This window comes from Flavobacterium sp. WC2416, from assembly GCF_041200095.1.
Lineage (GTDB): Bacteria > Bacteroidota > Bacteroidia > Flavobacteriales > Flavobacteriaceae > Flavobacterium.
On the sequence record NZ_CP165626.1, the window covers coordinates 24,378 to 40,993 of the forward strand.

The following is a 16,616-nucleotide window of genomic DNA, read 5'->3' on the forward strand; positions in this document are numbered from 1 at the left end:
TTATTAGCAACAAAAAAGTAATAATATTACAGTAAACACTTAAATTATTAAATTTCAAATAATAATAATATATTGCAGATAATTAATTTCAGATAACATTATGAATAATACAGATAACTTTACAAAATATATAAACGAAGGGTATACCTCTAAAGGTGAAAGCATTATTCTTGGTGGCGCTATACTTGACGGACAAGCTTTAGCTAATACTTATGTAAAAATACCACTAAAAACTCTGAATAGACATGGCTTAATCGCTGGAGCTACAGGAACAGGAAAAACTAAAACTATTCAAGTTTTATCCGAACAGCTTTCTTCTTTTGGTGTTCCAATCTTAATGATGGACATTAAAGGAGACTTTAGCGGAATTGCTAAAGAGGGTGAAGAAAAATCATTTATCACAGAGCGTCATGCTAAAATAGGAATTCCTTACCAGATATCCAAATTCCCAGTTGAGCTGCTTACGCTATCAGAACAAAATGGGGTGCGACTAAGAGCAACCGTTTCCGAATTTGGACCTGTATTATTTTCAAGAATACTAGATTTAAATGACACGCAGTCAGGAGTTGTATCCGTTATTTTTAAATACTGTGATGATAACAAAATGCCTTTATTAGACCTTAAAGACATTAAAAAGGTAATTAACTATATAACTGAAGAAGGAAAAGAAGAAATTACAAAAAGCTACGGAAAGATTTCAACCTCCACTACTGGAATCATTCTTAGAAAAATAATTGAACTTGAACAGCAAGGCGCAGAACTATTTTTTGGTGAAAAATCATTTGAAATTGATGATCTTATGCGAATTGACGAAAACGGAAAAGGATATGTCAACATCCTTCGGTTAACAGATATTCAAGACAAACCTAAATTATTCTCTACTTTCATGTTGAGTTTACTTGCTGAAATATACCAACAGATGCCAGAAAAAGGAGATTCTGACAGACCAGAGTTGGTTATTTTCATTGATGAAGCTCATTTAATTTTTAATGAAGCCAGTAAGGCCTTGTTAGAACAAATAGAAACTATTGTAAAATTGATTCGTTCAAAAGGTATTGGAATTTATTTCATAACTCAAAATCCAATGGATGTTCCAAGTGGTATATTAGCACAACTAGGTCTAAAAATACAACATGCTTTAAGAGCTTTTACAGCAAAAGACAGGCAATCCATAAAACAAACTGCTGATAACTACCCTAGTTCCGATTACTACAACACAAGTGAAGTTTTAACTAGTTTGGGAATTGGAGAAGCACTTGTAACTGCATTGAACGAAAAAGGAATCCCTACTCCACTAGTAGCAACAATGCTTAGAGCCCCAATGAGTAGAATGGACGTCCTTACTGAAAGTGAAATTCAGGAAATCAACAGCAAATCAAAACTAGTTAAAAAATATAGTGAGCTTATTGATCGCGAAAGTGCTTACGAAATACTTAACGACAAAATTTTAGCAGCAGAAAAAATAGCTGTAGAACAAGAGAAAGAAAAAGAAGAACAAAAAACGGTAGAAACAAAAACTAAATCTGGACCTAGCACTACTGAAGTAGTAGGTAAGTCGGTTTTAAAAGTCCTAACTAGCGCCACTTTCATTAGAGGTTTTTTTGGCGTTCTTTCGAAAATTATGAAGAAATAAAACTGGATTTGATCATAAAATAAAATTTTACAATTAATCAATAACCCTTTCTCATTTTAAAAATTGGAAAGGGTTGTTTTATAAAACACAAGATGAAAAAATATTTCATTCAAAACGCTCCATTTGTAGTCCCAACAACTGACGGAAAATTAATTGAAGAACATCACGGCCTAGCTTCCACGAGCAATCAAGAGCTATCCATTGCTCATATGATTGCCCCTCCTAAATGGAGCGAACCATTTCAAACTCCTGAATTTGACGAATACACCTATATAATAAGAGGAAAAAAACAATTTATTATTGACAACGAAACTGTAATCCTAGCAGTTGGTCAATCTATTCACATAGAAAAAAACACCCGTGTCCAGTATTCCAATCCATTTGAGGAAGAATGTGAGTACATTGCCATTTGCAAACCTGCATTTGACTTTACTAAAGTACATCGAGAAGAATAAAAAAAATTCCTGCTTATATTTATAAAAATAAGCAGGAATTTTAATTTACAGTCTATTCTGTTTTAGAAACTTTACTTAAGTAATTCTAATATCTTGTCTTCAATTAGTTTACTATCCCAGATTTTTTCAATATTCTCGGTTTTCAACACTTTTTGCATAATTTCATTTTGTAAATCCCCAATAGCTAATGCCTCCGTGTATGGACGGTCACTAAAAGTTACTCTACTATATAAAGGAATCCATTTGTCAGGGTGTTTATCTGAAAACAACTTTTCTATTTTCTTTTGTAAAAGAAAATTATCATCAGCCGTTTTAGAACTCATTTCCATGAAATTGCGGTAAGAAAGCTCAGCGATAGCGTCTGCATTCGGTTTACGAGAATCTTGGTATTCAGAAAAAATAGTCTCCCAATCGTCTCCATATTTTTGAATCATTTCATACAATACTGAAATATCTTCAAAACCCGCATTCATGCCTTGCCCATAAAAAGGAACAATTGCATGGCAAGCGTCTCCTATCAAAGCCACTTTATCTTGATACGTCCAAGGAAAACATTTCATAGTTACCAACGTACTTGTTGGATTCTTGAAAAAATCTTCAGCCAACTTTGGAATTACTTCAATTGAATCTGGGAAGTTTTTCTCAAAAAAGAATTCCACATCTTTTTGTTCTTTTAAAGAATCAAAAGAGTTTTCTCCCTCAAAAGGCATAAACAAAGTACACGTAAAGCTCCCGTCAAGATTAGGCAAAGCAATTAACATATACTCCCCACGAGGCCAAATATGAAATGAATTCTTATCTAATTTATGAGTCCCATCGGGATTTGCAGGAATATTTAATTCTTTATACCCCATATTTAAAAACTCTTGTGAGTAATTAAACATACTTTGACGTTGCATGCGATGACGAATTCTTGAAAAAGCACCATCGGCACCAAAAACCATATCGTATTTTTTTTCTTCCCAAATTCCTCTTTCCGTTTCTCCAATATGTAACGTAGCTTCTTTCAAAGTTACATCCCAAATTTTTTGATCAAAGAAAAACACTGCGCCAGCCTCTTCAGCAAGATCAATCATCTTTCTATTCAAAATTCCTCTAGAAATAGAATAAATAGCTTCTCCCTCTTGTCCGTAATTTTGAAAATTAAGTTTATCAACTAAATGAATAGCACGCTTATCCATTGGGATTGCAATCTCTCGTACTGCTTGACCGACACCAACTCCATCTAAGGCTTTCCAACCTCGATTAGACATTGCTAAATTTATAGAACGTCCAGAAAATTGTATTTGTCTAATATCAGGACTTCTATCATAAATATGAACAATATGACCTGCTTTGCGTAAGTAGATAGCTAATAAAGATCCGACTAAGCCAGACCCGACTACTGCTATTCTTTTTGGAGTTTGCATTATTTTTTATAAAAAGTTAGGCAAAATTACTGATTTATTATTTTAAGGAGTTTAAAAAACTCAGTTTTTACTTGGCATAAAAATTAATTTTGTTGAAGTTTTAACAATTTCCTCTTTATTTAATTTCATTTTCCTGAATTTTCCTTGATTATACATCTCGGCTTGGTCACTATAATGAGAGCTTAATGGATTTCCAGACTGACCTGTAGGTAAAATACTCCAACTATTTTCTATATCCGAAAAATCGACAATTCTTCTTGTTGACGGACCTCCCTTAATTGTATATTTTTCTTCATTTGAATAATCAAACATTTGATTGTTGATCACCTCGTTTGAACCTGAAACTTCAAATGGACCTACATTAAATATTTTTCTTAAAGCGGCTATTTTACCCAAAGGATGCTCATATTCTACAACATGTACTTTATTCCAGGTCCAATCAGCAACTGAATTCCCTAGCTGTTTCTCTAAAGTAGCAACAGCTTCTTTAAAAGAATTTGATATGATTTCTTCCCTACTTTCCATTTTGTTTTTAGTCGAAATGTTATCCCACCATGGTGAAGTAGCATTGAGAAGCTGCTTCGCAATCATTTGTTTCATTACGTGTGTCGACAAAAACTGCTTGAAACCAGTAGCTCCAAGTTCGTCTTCAAAAGTATTTTTTAGATACAAATAAATCCATTTATTGTAAATTGTAGGTGCAACATCATTCAAATTACTCGTTCCTTTCCAAGTTTTCAAAACTGTAACCGCAGCTTGCTCATTATTAGAAAGGGATTTTAGGTCAAGATTTGCTATTAGGTTACTCACAACTTCAGGAGCAACTGAAGAAGTATTATCAGTTATCATTTTACTCACTGCTTCTTTGTCCCAATCGGATTTAGGATCCAATAAATGGGTTATTCTTTTGGCTCGATCTTCAGGGAGATAATATCCTGGATACAAAAAACCATCTATAGCTTCTGGTTGATTATTGGCCGAATAAACGTAATTCCAGTCTGGATTTTCTGCTGATGGATTTTTGGAGAAATCTAAATAATCTGTTATATCGTCTTTACCTGAAGCACCATCTAAAATAAAATGAGTGTCGACTCCCTGATTGTGCTTGTATAATTTCCCCGTTGCCCACCAAGCTACATTCCCTTTTGCATCACCATACATTACATTTAATCCTGGGGCAGCAATTAGCGATACCCCTTTTTGAAAGTCGGCTTTACTTTTAGCATGAGAAAGCATGTATACGGCATCGAGAATATGAATAGGCTGTTGTGTATAAATCCACGACATTGCCACTGGCTTTTTAACATCTAGACCATCAATTAAATCATTCATGACAGGACCATGTCTAGTCACTTTTACATTCAAAACAACATCTGCGCTGTCTTTAACTTTTATTGTTTTTTTTCTAGTTTTATAATCCGAAAACCCTTCTGGTGTTTTATATTTATTTCCATCGGTAGGATTATTTTCTTCTTGATACAAATCGATATCATCATTTTCAAACATAGTTAAGCCATATGTATAATCTCTATTATGTCCCAATAAGGGATATGGGGTTCCAGCAAGATAACATCCATACAATTCAAATTCTGGCGTTACAATATGCGCTTCATACCAAGTTCCTGGCTGTGAGAATCCAATATGCGGATCATTTGCAAAAATAACTTTGCCACTTTTGGTCTTCTTTCCGCCAATAACCCAACTGTTACTTCCTATAAAAGGAGGAATAGGAGATTGATCTAATAATGCTGTAATAGATTTAGAAATAGCGGTATATTCCTCTGGCTTTTCTTTTGCATTTTTAATTTTTACGGTGTTAAACGAATCGTCTAGACCAAAATCTTTCAAATAATTCATTCCATATTTATTCTTGATATCAGTCATCAAAGGATCCGTTTTTTGAGCCATCGCAAAACTAAAAGACATATAGCCAAAAATATTATAAACGTCTTTTATTGTAAACTTTTCCTTTTTAACTCCCACCAACTGAAACTCAATTGGGGTCTTTCCTTCTTCAAGATATTGATTGATTCCATCAAGGTAGGCCATAGTCAATTGATAACTTGGGCTATTTTTATCTAAATTAGCAATCGCCTTTTCCGAAGCTTCTTCTATACCGAGCCCTGCAAAAAATTTATCATTCTTTAAGGCTACTTTTCCGAAAATCTCAGACAAGCGTCCAGGAGCTATGCGTCGCATTAATTCCATTTGCCATAATCTATCTTGAGCATGCACATAACCTAGGGCAACCATCGCATCCTTAGAATTTGAAGCATAAATATGAGGTACGCCAAAGTCATCAAAATAGACGGTCGTTTCTTTCTGAATATTTTTTAATTCTATTTTTCCATCATATTTTGGCCTTAGATAGATTCCATAGGCAAGTATCGCAATGGAAAGAATAACTACTAATGACACAACAAAGAGCAACGTTTTTTTGACTATTTTCATATTTACAGAAATTATACTGACAAATATAAACGATTTCGCTATTAAACGAGATGAAATTTTATCTCAATAAAGAGGAAGCAAACACAAAAACACAATTAATTTGTTTAATTTATTATAGAAAATAATAAACAAAAAGTATCTTTGTGTAAAAACTTAAAATGAAACAATTATCAATATTAGATCTATCCAAAATGGGACGAGTAGAACGATTGAATTTAATTAATTCGTGTACTGGATATAAATCGGCTAATTTAATTGCAACAAAATCTATCTATGGAAAATCAAATATTGCTATTTTTAGTAGTGTTACTCATCTAGGCAGTGACCCTGCCTTGATTGGATTCATCGTTCGACCTACAACAGTTCCAAGAGATACTTATAAAAACATTAAAGAGACTGGCTATTTTACTGTAAATCACGTGACCGAATCGATGATTGCTGATGCGCATCATACATCTGCCAATTATGACACTGGAGTTTCAGAATTTGAAAAGACTAATTTGGAAGAAGAATACAAGGATAATATAAAAGTACCCTTTGCAAAAGGAAGTCCCATTCAATTGTATTGCAAATATGTAAATGAATATTATATTAAAGAAAATGACACTATACATGTCATTGCATCCATTGAGGATTTATTTTTTGAAGAAAACTTGAGACATGATGATGGATGGTTACAAATCGACAAAGGAAATGTTGTAGCGCTAAATGGCTTAGATGGATATTGCTTACCTAAATTAATTGACCGATTCCAATATGCTAGAAAAGACACACCTACTCAATCATTTTTAAAATAGATTTAAAAAAACAGCACAAAAAAGTGGTTTAGATCATATGACCTAAACCACTTTTTTTATAAACAACTTTATTTATTTTTTACTTCCATCTATAATCGCTCCAGTACCTGCACCTACACCAGCACCAGCAATACCACCAATTATAGCTCCCTGAACTTTTTTCTTACTAATAATAGCTCCAGTTGCAGCACCTACACCCGCTCCAATAACAGCGCCTTTGGCAGTACTACTCCACCCTTTCTTCTGAGTGGTAGTCGTGGTAGTGGAAGTTGTAGAACTAGATGTTGCTGGCTGATTTACGACAACAACTTCTTTTTGAGATTCTACTTTAGCCATTTCAACTTGCATCGAATCAATCACTTTTTGTTTCTCTATTGCTACTTTCATTGAATCGATTGTTTCTTCCTTAGTTGCTTGAGCATCCATTTTTACTTGATTTTTACAAGAAAATAGCACAACTGATAATACTAGTATGTATAAAGCTTTCATGATTTTTAATTTTATTTATTAATACATTACAAAGAAACGGTTTAACCACCTATAATAACTTATATAATTCCGAGCAAAATTTATAAAATTATCAGAACTCTAAATCTATCTTAGAATTCCAGCTTTCAAAATTTGCCCAAAATTGTACATGTCCTCAAAGGAACAATACAAAGGAACCGGCGCTAGACGAATTACATTGGGCTCTCTCCAATCCGTAATTACCCCATTTTTCATTAGATAATCAAACAATGTGCGTCCTTCACCATGAAGAAGAACTGACAATTGACATCCTCTTTCAGATACGTTTATTGGAGTAATAATTTCGAAAGTACTATCTACTTCTTTATCTATTTCATGTAGAATAAATTCCAAATAAGAAGTTATTCTATCTCTTTTCTCAATTAAAGCGTCCATCCCTATTTCATCAAACATTTCGACAGAAGCTAAATAAGGAGCCAAAGAAAGGACTGGCAAATTACTTATTTGCCAACCATCTGCACCGTGAACAGGATCAAAAACAGGTTCCATTTTAAAACGTCTTTCCTTATTATGTCCCCACCAACCTGCAAATCTTGGTAAATCTGGATTGTTATGGTGTTTTTCATGCACAAAACAACCCGATGCATTTCCTGGGCCTGAATTCATATATTTATAACTGCACCAAGCAGCAAAGTCCACATTCCAATCATGTAATTCCAGTTTAATATTCCCAGCTGCATGAGCCAAATCCCAACCTACAGTTGCACCTACTTTGTGACCTGCAGCCGTTATTGTTTTCATGTCAAAAACTTGCCCCGTATAATAATTTACTCCTCCTATTAAAACCAAAGCCAGCTCCTCTCCTACTTCATCAATTTTGGCTAATACATCTTCAATGCGAATATTGTGTTCTCCTTCTCGACGTTTAATTTCGACTATAGCTTCCTCTGGTTTATACCCGTGAAAATGAACTTGAGATTGAAACATATATTGATCTGAAGGAAAAGCTTTTTCTTCACAAATGATTTTATATCTGGTTTTTGTAGGACGGTAAAAAGAAACCATCAATAAATGAAGATTTACGGTCAACGTATTCATAACCGTTACTTCAGATGGCAAAGCTCCCACAATTTTGCTTAATGGTTCAGCAAAACGTTCTTGATAATCCCACCACGGTTTCTCGGCATAAAAATGCCCTTCGACAGCTAGATTTGCCCAATCATCCATAACTTCATCAACATAGGCCTTAGCACTTTTGGGTTGTAGTCCTAAAGAGTTCCCAGTGAAATAAATTACATTTTTTCCGTTTACTTTTGGAAAAATAAACTCTTCTCTGTATTTATTTAAGGCATCTTGCGCATCTAATTTTCGTGCAAATTCTTTAGTATTTTCGAAAGTCATGGTATGTATCTTATTTGTGTCGTAAAATTAGGTTTTATTTATTCTGCTACAAAATGGACCCTCTTAATATATTCCTATAACTAATTACCAAAACACAAAAGCTTCTATAAATATTTATAAACCAGTTCAATATTTAACTATATTTGATAGCGCCTAAAAATAAAAATATGCTTAAAAATAATTTGAACGTCCTTATTCTATCCATTGCAATGGTGATTTCTGCCTATTTATTTTCGAATGCTTTTCAGAATCGAAATAAAAATAATGATATTATTAGTGTTACAGGACTAGGTAAAAAAGATTTTGTGTCTGATTTAATTGTTTGGAATGGTTCTTTTTCTAAAAAAAGTAGTACGTTGAAAGACGCTTACGCCAGTCTTGATAATGATAGAGAAAAAATAAAAACATATCTTACAGGAAAGGGCATCCAAACTACTGAAATGGTGTTTTCGGCAGTGAATTTCAACAAAGATTTTGAAACTACTTATAATGAAAATGGCACGACCAGACAACAGATTTTTACTGGTTTTACTTTAACTCAAAGTGTAAATATCCAATCTAAGGATGTGAATAAAATTGAAGAAATATCAAGACAATCTACTGAGTTAATTAATTCCGGAGTTGAATTTTACTCTAGTGCTCCCGAATATTATTATACAAAACTTGCGGAATTAAAAATCAAGATGATTGCTGAAGCAACGAAAGACGCTAGTACAAGAGCAAAGAGCATTGCCGAAAATGCAGATGCCAGTCTTGGAAATTTAAAAAAATCAGATATGGGTGTTTTTCAAATTATTGGCCAAAATTCATCAGAAGATTTTTCTTATGGCGGCTCCTTTAATACGAGTTCCAAAAACAAAACCGCGACCATTACTGTAAAACTAGTGTATCAAGTAGACTAATTCATTCTAAATGCATTGTTGCGTGAGGGATTGCTTCGCCAGTTCGCTATCGCTCGTGTGAAGTGAAAATCCTTATTTATTATGGAGCGATAGCGAAATACTAAATAAGATTGTAGCGAATAGCCCGACCCTTGGGGCACGCCCAAAAAAAAAATCTCGCCATTGCTGACGAGATTTAGTGAATTAACCTTTATTTCTTATTAGATGATCAACATGGCATCACCGTAAGAATAGAATTTATATTTTTCTTTGATTGCTTCTTCATATGCTTTTTTCATTAAATCGTGTCCGCAAAATGCAGAAACCATCATTAATAAAGTAGATTTTGGTGTATGGAAATTAGTAATCATACACGTTGCTAAACTAAAATCATGAGGAGGAAAAACGAATTTATTTGTCCAACCATCAAAAGGATTTAGCGTTCCATGTGAAGAAACTGAGCTTTCAACTGCACGCATAGAAGTAGTACCTACAGTACAAATACGTTTTTTCTTAGCTTTAGCATCATTTACAATATCACACGCTTCTTGAGTAATTTTTAATTCCTCAGAATCCATTTTATGTTTAGATAAATCTTCTACCTCAACTGGATTAAAAGTTCCTAAACCTACGTGAAGTGTCACCTCAGCAAATTTAATTCCTTTAATTTCTAATTTTTTCAATAAATGCTTAGAGAAGTGCAATCCTGCAGTAGGTGCTGCAACAGCTCCTTCCTCTTTAGCGTATATAGTTTGGTAACGTTCCGCATCTTCAGGAGTTACGTCTCTAGAAATGTATTTTGGGATTGGAGTTTCTCCAAGTTCCGTTAATTTTTTTCTGAATTCTTCGTAAGAACCATCGTAAAGAAAACGCAATGTTCTACCACGAGAAGTAGTATTGTCAATTACTTCAGCAACTAATGAGTCATCATCACCAAAATATAATTTATTTCCGATTCTGATTTTACGAGCTGGATCTACTAAAACATCCCATAAACGTTGTTCTGCATTTAGTTCTCTTAATAAGAAAACTTCAATTCTAGCACCCGTTTTTTCTTTATTTCCGTACAAACGTGCTGGAAAAACTTTAGTATTATTCAAAATCAAAACATCACCATCATCAAAATAATCGATAACGTCTTTAAACATTTTATGTTCGATTGTTTGTTTTTTACGATCAATAACCATTAGACGAGCCTCGTCTCTATTCTCTGCGGGAAATTCTGCAAGAAGTTCTTTTGGTAAATCAAATTGAAAATGTGATAATTTCATCTTTATTTTTTTGTTTAAGTTGAACCCTAGGACCGAGCATAGGGTGACAAAAAGTTAATTGAAAATCAAATAACTAAGCGGATGCAAATATACGACTGTGAGATAGGCGTTGTCAAGTGTTTTGCTGTTTATTTTAAGCAAACCACATTACAGTTTAAAACCATAAAGGGTTAGATGCCATAAACATTGATAAATATTGAAAAACTTAGGAAATAATAAAATCTAGTTTTTTCATATCTTCCCAGAAATCAGGGTAGGATTTAGAAACTACTTCGGCATTTTCAATTATTATTGGCACTTTTAATGCTAATGGTGCAAATGCCATTGCCATTCTATGGTCATTATAAGTGGCGATTTTAATATTATGATAGATATTTGTAGATGCGATTAATGTCAAACTATCATTCGTCACCGAAATAGTAGCACCTAGTTTTGTCAACTCAATGCGTAACGCTTCCAGTCTATCTGTTTCTTTAATTTTCAAGGTATGCAGTCCTGTTAAATGACAACCAATTCCTAGTCCTAGACAAGTAACCACGATAGTTTGTGCAATATCGGGTGTGTTGTTTAACTCTAAGTTTAAAGTCTCCGGTTTAAAGTTGGTGTCTTTTGTCAATGTTAACGTATTATTTTCGAATCGAGAAATAACACCCATTTGTTTATAGATTTCAACCAAAGCGGAATCTCCTTGTAAACTATTTTCCTTGTAACTACTCAATGATATTGAAGCCGTATCGGCCAAGGCCACCAAACTGAAAAAGTACGAAGCTGAACTCCAATCGGATTCTACTGTCATTACTTTTGGCTCTACTGTTGCTTTTGGAAAAACTTTAATTACATTTCCTTCAAAACTTGTTTTTACGTCTAAATCATTTAGCAAAGCCAAAGTCATTTTGATATAAGGTACTGATGTGATCTCACCAACTAAATTTATTTCGATTCCGTTTTCTAATTTTGGTGCAACCAACATTAAAGCCGAAATGTATTGGCTACTTACGTTAGCTGGAATATTTACTTTTGAAGCGGTAATTTTTTGTCCTTTGATTCGAATAGGTGGATATCCTACTTCTTTTTCGTAAGTGATTTTTGCTCCTAATTGTTCCAATGCTTCCACCAACACTTTTATAGGACGCTCTGTCATACGTTGTGAACCAGTCAACACCACTTCACGTCCTTCGTTTACTGCAAAGAAAGCAGTAAGAAAACGCATTGCTGTTCCTGCATGATGAATGTCTACAATTTCTTCCTTTCCTTTCAATGCTTTCTCCATCACCTCACTATCGTCAGAGTTGGATGTATTTGCTAATGTTATATTAGGAAAAAGTGCTTTCAATAACAAAAGTCTATTGGTTTCACTTTTTGATCCGGTAACAGCAATTTGCGCTTGTAAATTAGAGTGGGTAGTTTGTAACAGTAAATTCATGGTTTTAATTATGAGTTATGAATTATGAGTTGTGGCTGTAGCTTTGAACTCAAAAACTTTCGGGCGCAATTTACTACTCCTCAATTATAATTCATAATTTATAAATCACATTATTTAAGTTTATCGTTGTTTTTATGACGATCCTTATCACGAACCGATTTCAAATCCATTTTCTTATCGAAAGCCGCTTGTAAATCAATTCCTGTTTGGTTTGCCAAACATAAAACTACAAAAACGACATCAGCTAATTCTTCCCCTAAGTCTTTGTTTTTATCGCTTTCTTTTTCTGATTGTTCTCCGTAACGACGGGCAATAATACGAGCTACTTCACCTACCTCTTCGGTTAATTGTGCCATATTAGTCAGTTCATTAAAATAACGAACTCCATGTTCTTTGATCCAGTTGTCTACGTCTAATTGCGAATTTTTCAAGTCCATTTTATATTTTTTTTAAAACAATTTTTTCGTTTTGTGCAACAATCATTTTTTGAAAAAAATCTTTTATCGTGTTATAGTAACTTGGAGAAATAACACTTTTATTAATTTCCCTAATTATAGAAATTTGAATTTTATCTCCTGAACTAGCCGAAAGAATACTAAAAACGGCCGTATTATCCTCAGTAGTTAATTTTATAGCTGTTGGTAATGATTCGACTTCATATCCTTCTGGAATTTCCAAGGTCAAATTGTACCGCATTTGTTTTGGAAATCCAAAATAGATTGGCATTTGCCTTTTTTCCATAACAAAAGGATTCTTTTGATAAGCAAAAAACAATAACGGATTAATAAACAACTTTCCTCCTATTCTTTCATAATGATTGTTGGACACAAAAGTAAATGTTTCAGTAATAGGATTCATTAAATCTGTTTCTCTATTTTCTATTTTGTAATCAGTAATGCGTGCTCCACCCAATTCATTTTCTAATTTTTCAAGATAGGTATCGGTGTTGATAGCATTGTTTTTTTCTCTAAAACTATATGCCTCATAATTTGTTTTTTGAATTCTTAATTTTCCTGAAATTTTTCCTTGGGAATCAATATTTGCTAAAGCGGTATAATTGATATTCGATTGAAAAGTGGGCGCCAAAATAATTTCTTCCGACGTACCGTCTGCTCTAATCAGTCGCCCGTTCCAATTTAAAGCATTTAGAGGTAAAATATTTTGGGTGGTGTATTTTTGAGTAGCGTCTAATAAAACTTGTTTTCCCTCCCTTTCAACTGCAGCAACTACATAATTATAAACTGTTCGGTTCGGATAAACAGGAACTCCGTGATCTACCGTGCTTATTAAAACAGGATTTGCTTTTATTCCTGCTAATTTAAGCATGTCTATTAAAATGAAATTGATTTCGGCACAATTACCCGTTTTTTCCAAATAGGCTTTTTTCACTCCTCTATTAGTAAAATAACCATATTCGTTATTCCAATTCATTTTGTTTTTTACAAATTCAAAAATCACATTTAGTTTATTCTTTTCCTCAACATCTTTAAGAATCAATTTAATGTCTTGCATTAAAAAATCTCGCTCCTCCAGTTGCTTTCCAAAATCATTATCTTTAAAAATGGTTTTTGTCACTCCTTCCCAAGTCATCGAATAGTCCTTTACTTTTTCATTAGGAAAACGAGTACTTTCCAACTCATGATACAACGCTGTTTTATAGTTTATAATATTGTCAACAAAAGCCTCTTCTTTCAATGCAGGCATATTTTCAACACTATACTTGCTGTTTATTTGGCTATAACGAAAACCTCCCGATTGTCCATGCTCATCTTCAAAATTTTGACTTCCTTGCGCATATTTAGCCTCTGATTTTATTGATGTATATCCTGTAAGAATTGGCTTGTATACAAAATATTCTGGAATTTCCGTATCGTATTCCGCGTAATTTACCGGAATATCATATTGAAAATTATAAACAGGAAATTTTACTAAATTTTCTGATTTAAGCAAATATTTGATCTCTATCACTGAGCCTACCTTTACATTTGGCAACAAAATTGATGCCTCAGCCCAATTCTTATTTATCTCATTCTTAAAAACCCCTTCTCCTTTAAGCTTTGTTTTAACTACAATGTCATTTTCCAGATTATAAGTTGCACAATTTGAAAATTTAACTACATCATCATTGTATTTTTCATACCCTACATAATAGGGAACTTGAAAAGTAGCCCAGCTTAAACCCTCTTTCTTATAAATTTTTATTCTAAAAGTATATTCATGATTTAAGATAAATCCATTATTTCTTCTATAAGTATAAAACGTCCTACCTTTCTTAAATATAATTGCGGCAGCTGCTGTTGAATCTAGTGGATGCACTTTCTGTTGCAATTCCTCTTGAGAGGCCTTACCGTATTCAAAATTCTGGGCGTCACTTTTCGAAAAAGAAAAAATAAATAAAAAAATAAACACTATTTTTTTTAAAGACATCTGTTATTAGATTTTTGTTAAAACAATTTTTTCATTCTGCTTCTCCATCATTTTTTGAAAGAAATCTTTTAAAGCATCATATAAATCAGGAGGAACAACAGCTAAGTTTATTTCTTTTACAATTACAATTTGTATTTTATCATTGTCATATGCTATATTTATTGAATAAGACCCAACTGAATTAGCTGTTGAAATTTTTATGGGCTGCGGAACAGAAACTACTTTATATCCTTTTGGGATTTCAATGTTGATATTATACTTGTCCGTTTTTGGATATCCAAAATAAACAGGCATTTGTCTTTTTTCCAACACAAATGGATTTTGAGTACTATTAAAAAACAACAAAGGATTTATGTATATTTTACCCGCTATGATTTCGCAATGTTTGTTTGATGTGAATTTAAAACTTTCTATGACAGTAGATGAGTTAGTATCATCGTTAACTTGTTTATAATCATCAATTAGAATTCCACCTAAATCAGATTCTAATTTTTCAAGATATTTATCATCAGTCAATAAAGCGGTACTCTCTCTAAACCTTTGAGCTACATAGTCTGTTTTGCGAATTCTAGTTTGTCCAACCATTTTCCCTTGAGCATCTAAAGCAACTACAATATTTACATTTTCATTGGAATTTTTATCTGGTACTAAATTTATCTCTTGGGAATCTCCCTCTTCCTTTATTAAACGACCCGTCCAGTTTAAATCTTCTAATGGCAAAATACCAACTGAAGAATATTTATTGGAAGCATCCATTAAAATTTGTTTTCCATCAATTTCTGCTGCTGCAATAACTGAATTAAAAACGGTCCTATTTGGGTAAACTGGAACTCCATGCTGTATTGTACTTATTAATACTGGATCAGTTTTGATTCCAGCACTTTTAAGCATTGCAATTAAAATGAGATTTATTTCGGCGGTATTTCCAGTACCATCCTTATATGCTTTTTTAACTCCTTTATCTGTCAAAATACTGTAATCTCCATCAAAATTCATTTTAGCTTGAACAAATTTGAAAATGGTTTCCAGCTTATCTATTTCAGTAGTAACATTGGAATTGAGTGCTTTTACATATGCATCCAAATAATTGTCTTTATTGAGTTCTCTCCCGAAACTATTGTAATCAAAAATATTCTTAGCTACTCCATCCCAAGTCATTGAATAGTCAACTACTCCATCAAACGGAAACCGAGTAGTTTCTAATTCATGCTGTATGGAAGATCTGTAATTTTTTATATTATCAATATAAGCCTCCTCTTTTAAGGCAGGAATATTCTCTGCTTTATAGCTTGCCAATTGATATTTATACGGAAAATCAGATTGCTGATTGTATTTATGAGAAAATGATTCCGTTTCTTTTACAATCTTTGAAGTGGCTTCTACTTTATTATACCCCGTTAAAAGTGTTTTATAGATGAATACTTCTGGAATATCCGTTTGATATTCTGCATAATTAACAGGGATTTCATACTGGAAATTAAATACGGGAAACCGCACATTATTTCTAGATTTCACAGTATAATTGATTTGAAATATGGAACCCACTTTTACGTTTGGAATGGTAATTAATGTCTGATTCCAAATATTTATTAATATTAGTTTTCAAATTACCCTCCATTCTGAGCGGTGTTTCTTTTAATTCTCCATTTTCTAAATTATAAGTAACACAATTTGAAAACTTAACAATTTCTTCCTCAAACCCCTCTCTCTTATTGAGATAAATGACGCTAAAGTCGGCCCATTTTAAACCTTCTTTTTTGTACACTTTAAATCTAATATTAAAATCATGGTATAGATAAAAGCCATTTCCTCGTTCATACACAAAATATGTTCTTGCTCTTTTAAAAATAATTGCAGCTGCTGCAGTTGAATCTAGAGGATGTACTTTCTCTTGCAACTCCTCTTTTGTTACTTTACCATATTCTAAATTCTGGGCACTGCTTTTTGAAAAGAGAAGAAAAACAACTAAAACAATTCCAACTTTGCAATACTTCATTTAA

General features: G+C 33.0%; 14 protein-coding genes. 4 read left to right on the plus strand and 10 right to left on the minus strand.

All coding sequences use genetic code 11. From position 1 onward, the window contains the following. Positions 1-100 precede the first annotated feature (100 nt). Both AB3G39_RS00120 and AB3G39_RS00125 read left to right on the plus strand, forming a co-directional pair. The gene (locus AB3G39_RS00120) at positions 101-1,633 is read left to right on the plus strand and encodes a helicase HerA-like domain-containing protein (protein ID WP_367773398.1); all 1,533 of its coding nucleotides are present in this window, start codon (positions 101-103) and stop codon (positions 1,631-1,633) included. 92 nt (positions 1,634-1,725) lie between these two features. Further along, positions 1,726-2,088, plus strand: coding sequence for a cupin domain-containing protein (locus tag AB3G39_RS00125; protein ID WP_367773396.1), 363 nt, complete (start codon positions 1,726-1,728; stop codon positions 2,086-2,088). Between the two features lie 71 nt (positions 2,089-2,159). On the opposite strand, the gene AB3G39_RS00130 is transcribed toward AB3G39_RS00125, so the two are convergent. Then, positions 2,160-3,497 carry an FAD-dependent oxidoreductase gene (locus AB3G39_RS00130; protein ID WP_367773394.1) on the minus strand — a complete coding sequence of 446 codons (1,338 nt, stop codon included), beginning with the start codon at positions 3,495-3,497 and terminating at the stop codon, positions 2,160-2,162. Positions 3,498-3,557: 60 nt separating this feature from the next. After that, complete coding sequence (locus AB3G39_RS00135) at positions 3,558-5,948, minus strand: penicillin acylase family protein (RefSeq protein ID WP_369765741.1); 2,391 nt, start codon at positions 5,946-5,948, stop codon at positions 3,558-3,560. Positions 5,949-6,106: 158 nt separating this feature from the next. Here AB3G39_RS00135 and AB3G39_RS00140 point away from each other — a divergent pair, with 158 nt between their 5' ends. Then, on the plus strand, positions 6,107-6,745 hold the full coding sequence (locus tag AB3G39_RS00140; protein WP_367773390.1) for a flavin reductase family protein: 639 nt from the start codon (positions 6,107-6,109) through the stop codon (positions 6,743-6,745). Positions 6,746-6,817: 72 nt separating this feature from the next. Here AB3G39_RS00140 and AB3G39_RS00145 read toward each other — a convergent pair whose 3' ends face one another. Then, complete coding sequence (locus AB3G39_RS00145) at positions 6,818-7,234, minus strand: YMGG-like glycine zipper-containing protein (protein WP_367773388.1); 417 nt, start codon at positions 7,232-7,234, stop codon at positions 6,818-6,820. Positions 7,235-7,339: 105 nt separating this feature from the next. Further along, positions 7,340-8,614: a kynureninase gene (gene kynU, locus AB3G39_RS00150; RefSeq protein ID WP_367773385.1), complete on the minus strand. Its 1,275-nt coding sequence runs from the start codon at positions 8,612-8,614 to the stop codon at positions 7,340-7,342. Between the two features lie 167 nt (positions 8,615-8,781). Between kynU and AB3G39_RS00155 the strand changes: the two genes are divergently transcribed. Beyond that, on the plus strand, positions 8,782-9,516 hold the full coding sequence (locus AB3G39_RS00155) for an SIMPL domain-containing protein (RefSeq protein WP_369753069.1): 735 nt from the start codon (positions 8,782-8,784) through the stop codon (positions 9,514-9,516). Positions 9,517-9,716: 200 nt separating this feature from the next. Here the strand turns inward: AB3G39_RS00155 and queA are convergent, their stop codons facing one another. From queA to AB3G39_RS00185, 6 genes are all read right to left on the minus strand, one after another. After that, positions 9,717-10,766, minus strand: a complete 1,050-nt coding sequence (gene queA / locus AB3G39_RS00160; protein WP_367756981.1) for a tRNA preQ1(34) S-adenosylmethionine ribosyltransferase-isomerase QueA — start codon at positions 10,764-10,766, stop codon at positions 9,717-9,719. A gap of 205 nt (positions 10,767-10,971) precedes the next feature. Continuing rightward, on the minus strand, positions 10,972-12,189 hold the full coding sequence (gene aroA / locus AB3G39_RS00165) for a 3-phosphoshikimate 1-carboxyvinyltransferase (protein WP_369765742.1): 1,218 nt from the start codon (positions 12,187-12,189) through the stop codon (positions 10,972-10,974). Between the two features lie 110 nt (positions 12,190-12,299). Continuing rightward, a complete protein-coding gene (locus tag AB3G39_RS00170) occupies positions 12,300-12,626 on the minus strand; it encodes a nucleotide pyrophosphohydrolase (RefSeq protein ID WP_367756977.1) in 327 nt (108 codons plus the stop codon). A 1-nt stretch (position 12,627) separates the two neighbouring features. Continuing rightward, a complete protein-coding gene (locus tag AB3G39_RS00175; RefSeq protein ID WP_367773379.1) occupies positions 12,628-14,616 on the minus strand; it encodes a hypothetical protein in 1,989 nt (662 codons plus the stop codon). Between the two features lie 6 nt (positions 14,617-14,622). After that, a complete protein-coding gene (locus AB3G39_RS00180; protein WP_369765743.1) occupies positions 14,623-16,131 on the minus strand; it encodes a DUF3858 domain-containing protein in 1,509 nt (502 codons plus the stop codon). After that, positions 16,121-16,612 (minus strand): hypothetical protein, encoded by a 492-nt coding sequence (locus AB3G39_RS00185; RefSeq protein WP_369765744.1) that lies wholly within the window; start codon positions 16,610-16,612, stop codon positions 16,121-16,123. Before AB3G39_RS00185 ends, AB3G39_RS00180 begins: the two co-directional genes overlap by 11 nt. Between the last annotated feature and the right edge of the window lie 4 nt (positions 16,613-16,616).

What these genes read in the sequence shown, in the direction of transcription:
- AB3G39_RS00155 (WP_369753069.1), top strand. Translation starts at nt 8,782, where the DNA reads ATGCTTAAAAATAATTTGAACGTCCTTATTCTATCCATTGCAATGGTG.
- AB3G39_RS00125 (WP_367773396.1), top strand. Translation starts at nt 1,726, where the DNA reads ATGAAAAAATATTTCATTCAAAACGCTCCATTTGTAGTCCCAACAACT.
- queA (WP_367756981.1), bottom strand. Translation starts at nt 10,766, where the DNA reads ATGAAATTATCACATTTTCAATTTGATTTACCAAAAGAACTTCTTGCA.
- AB3G39_RS00140 (WP_367773390.1), top strand. Translation starts at nt 6,107, where the DNA reads ATGAAACAATTATCAATATTAGATCTATCCAAAATGGGACGAGTAGAA.
- AB3G39_RS00120 (WP_367773398.1), top strand. Translation starts at nt 101, where the DNA reads ATGAATAATACAGATAACTTTACAAAATATATAAACGAAGGGTATACC.
- AB3G39_RS00175 (WP_367773379.1), bottom strand. Translation starts at nt 14,616, where the DNA reads ATGTCTTTAAAAAAAATAGTGTTTATTTTTTTATTTATTTTTTCTTTT.
- kynU (WP_367773385.1), bottom strand. Translation starts at nt 8,614, where the DNA reads ATGACTTTCGAAAATACTAAAGAATTTGCACGAAAATTAGATGCGCAA.
- AB3G39_RS00170 (WP_367756977.1), bottom strand. Translation starts at nt 12,626, where the DNA reads ATGGACTTGAAAAATTCGCAATTAGACGTAGACAACTGGATCAAAGAA.
- AB3G39_RS00135 (WP_369765741.1), bottom strand. Translation starts at nt 5,948, where the DNA reads ATGAAAATAGTCAAAAAAACGTTGCTCTTTGTTGTGTCATTAGTAGTT.
- AB3G39_RS00185 (WP_369765744.1), bottom strand. Translation starts at nt 16,612, where the DNA reads ATGAAGTATTGCAAAGTTGGAATTGTTTTAGTTGTTTTTCTTCTCTTT.
- aroA (WP_369765742.1), bottom strand. Translation starts at nt 12,189, where the DNA reads ATGAATTTACTGTTACAAACTACCCACTCTAATTTACAAGCGCAAATT.
- AB3G39_RS00145 (WP_367773388.1), bottom strand. Translation starts at nt 7,234, where the DNA reads ATGAAAGCTTTATACATACTAGTATTATCAGTTGTGCTATTTTCTTGT.
- AB3G39_RS00130 (WP_367773394.1), bottom strand. Translation starts at nt 3,497, where the DNA reads ATGCAAACTCCAAAAAGAATAGCAGTAGTCGGGTCTGGCTTAGTCGGA.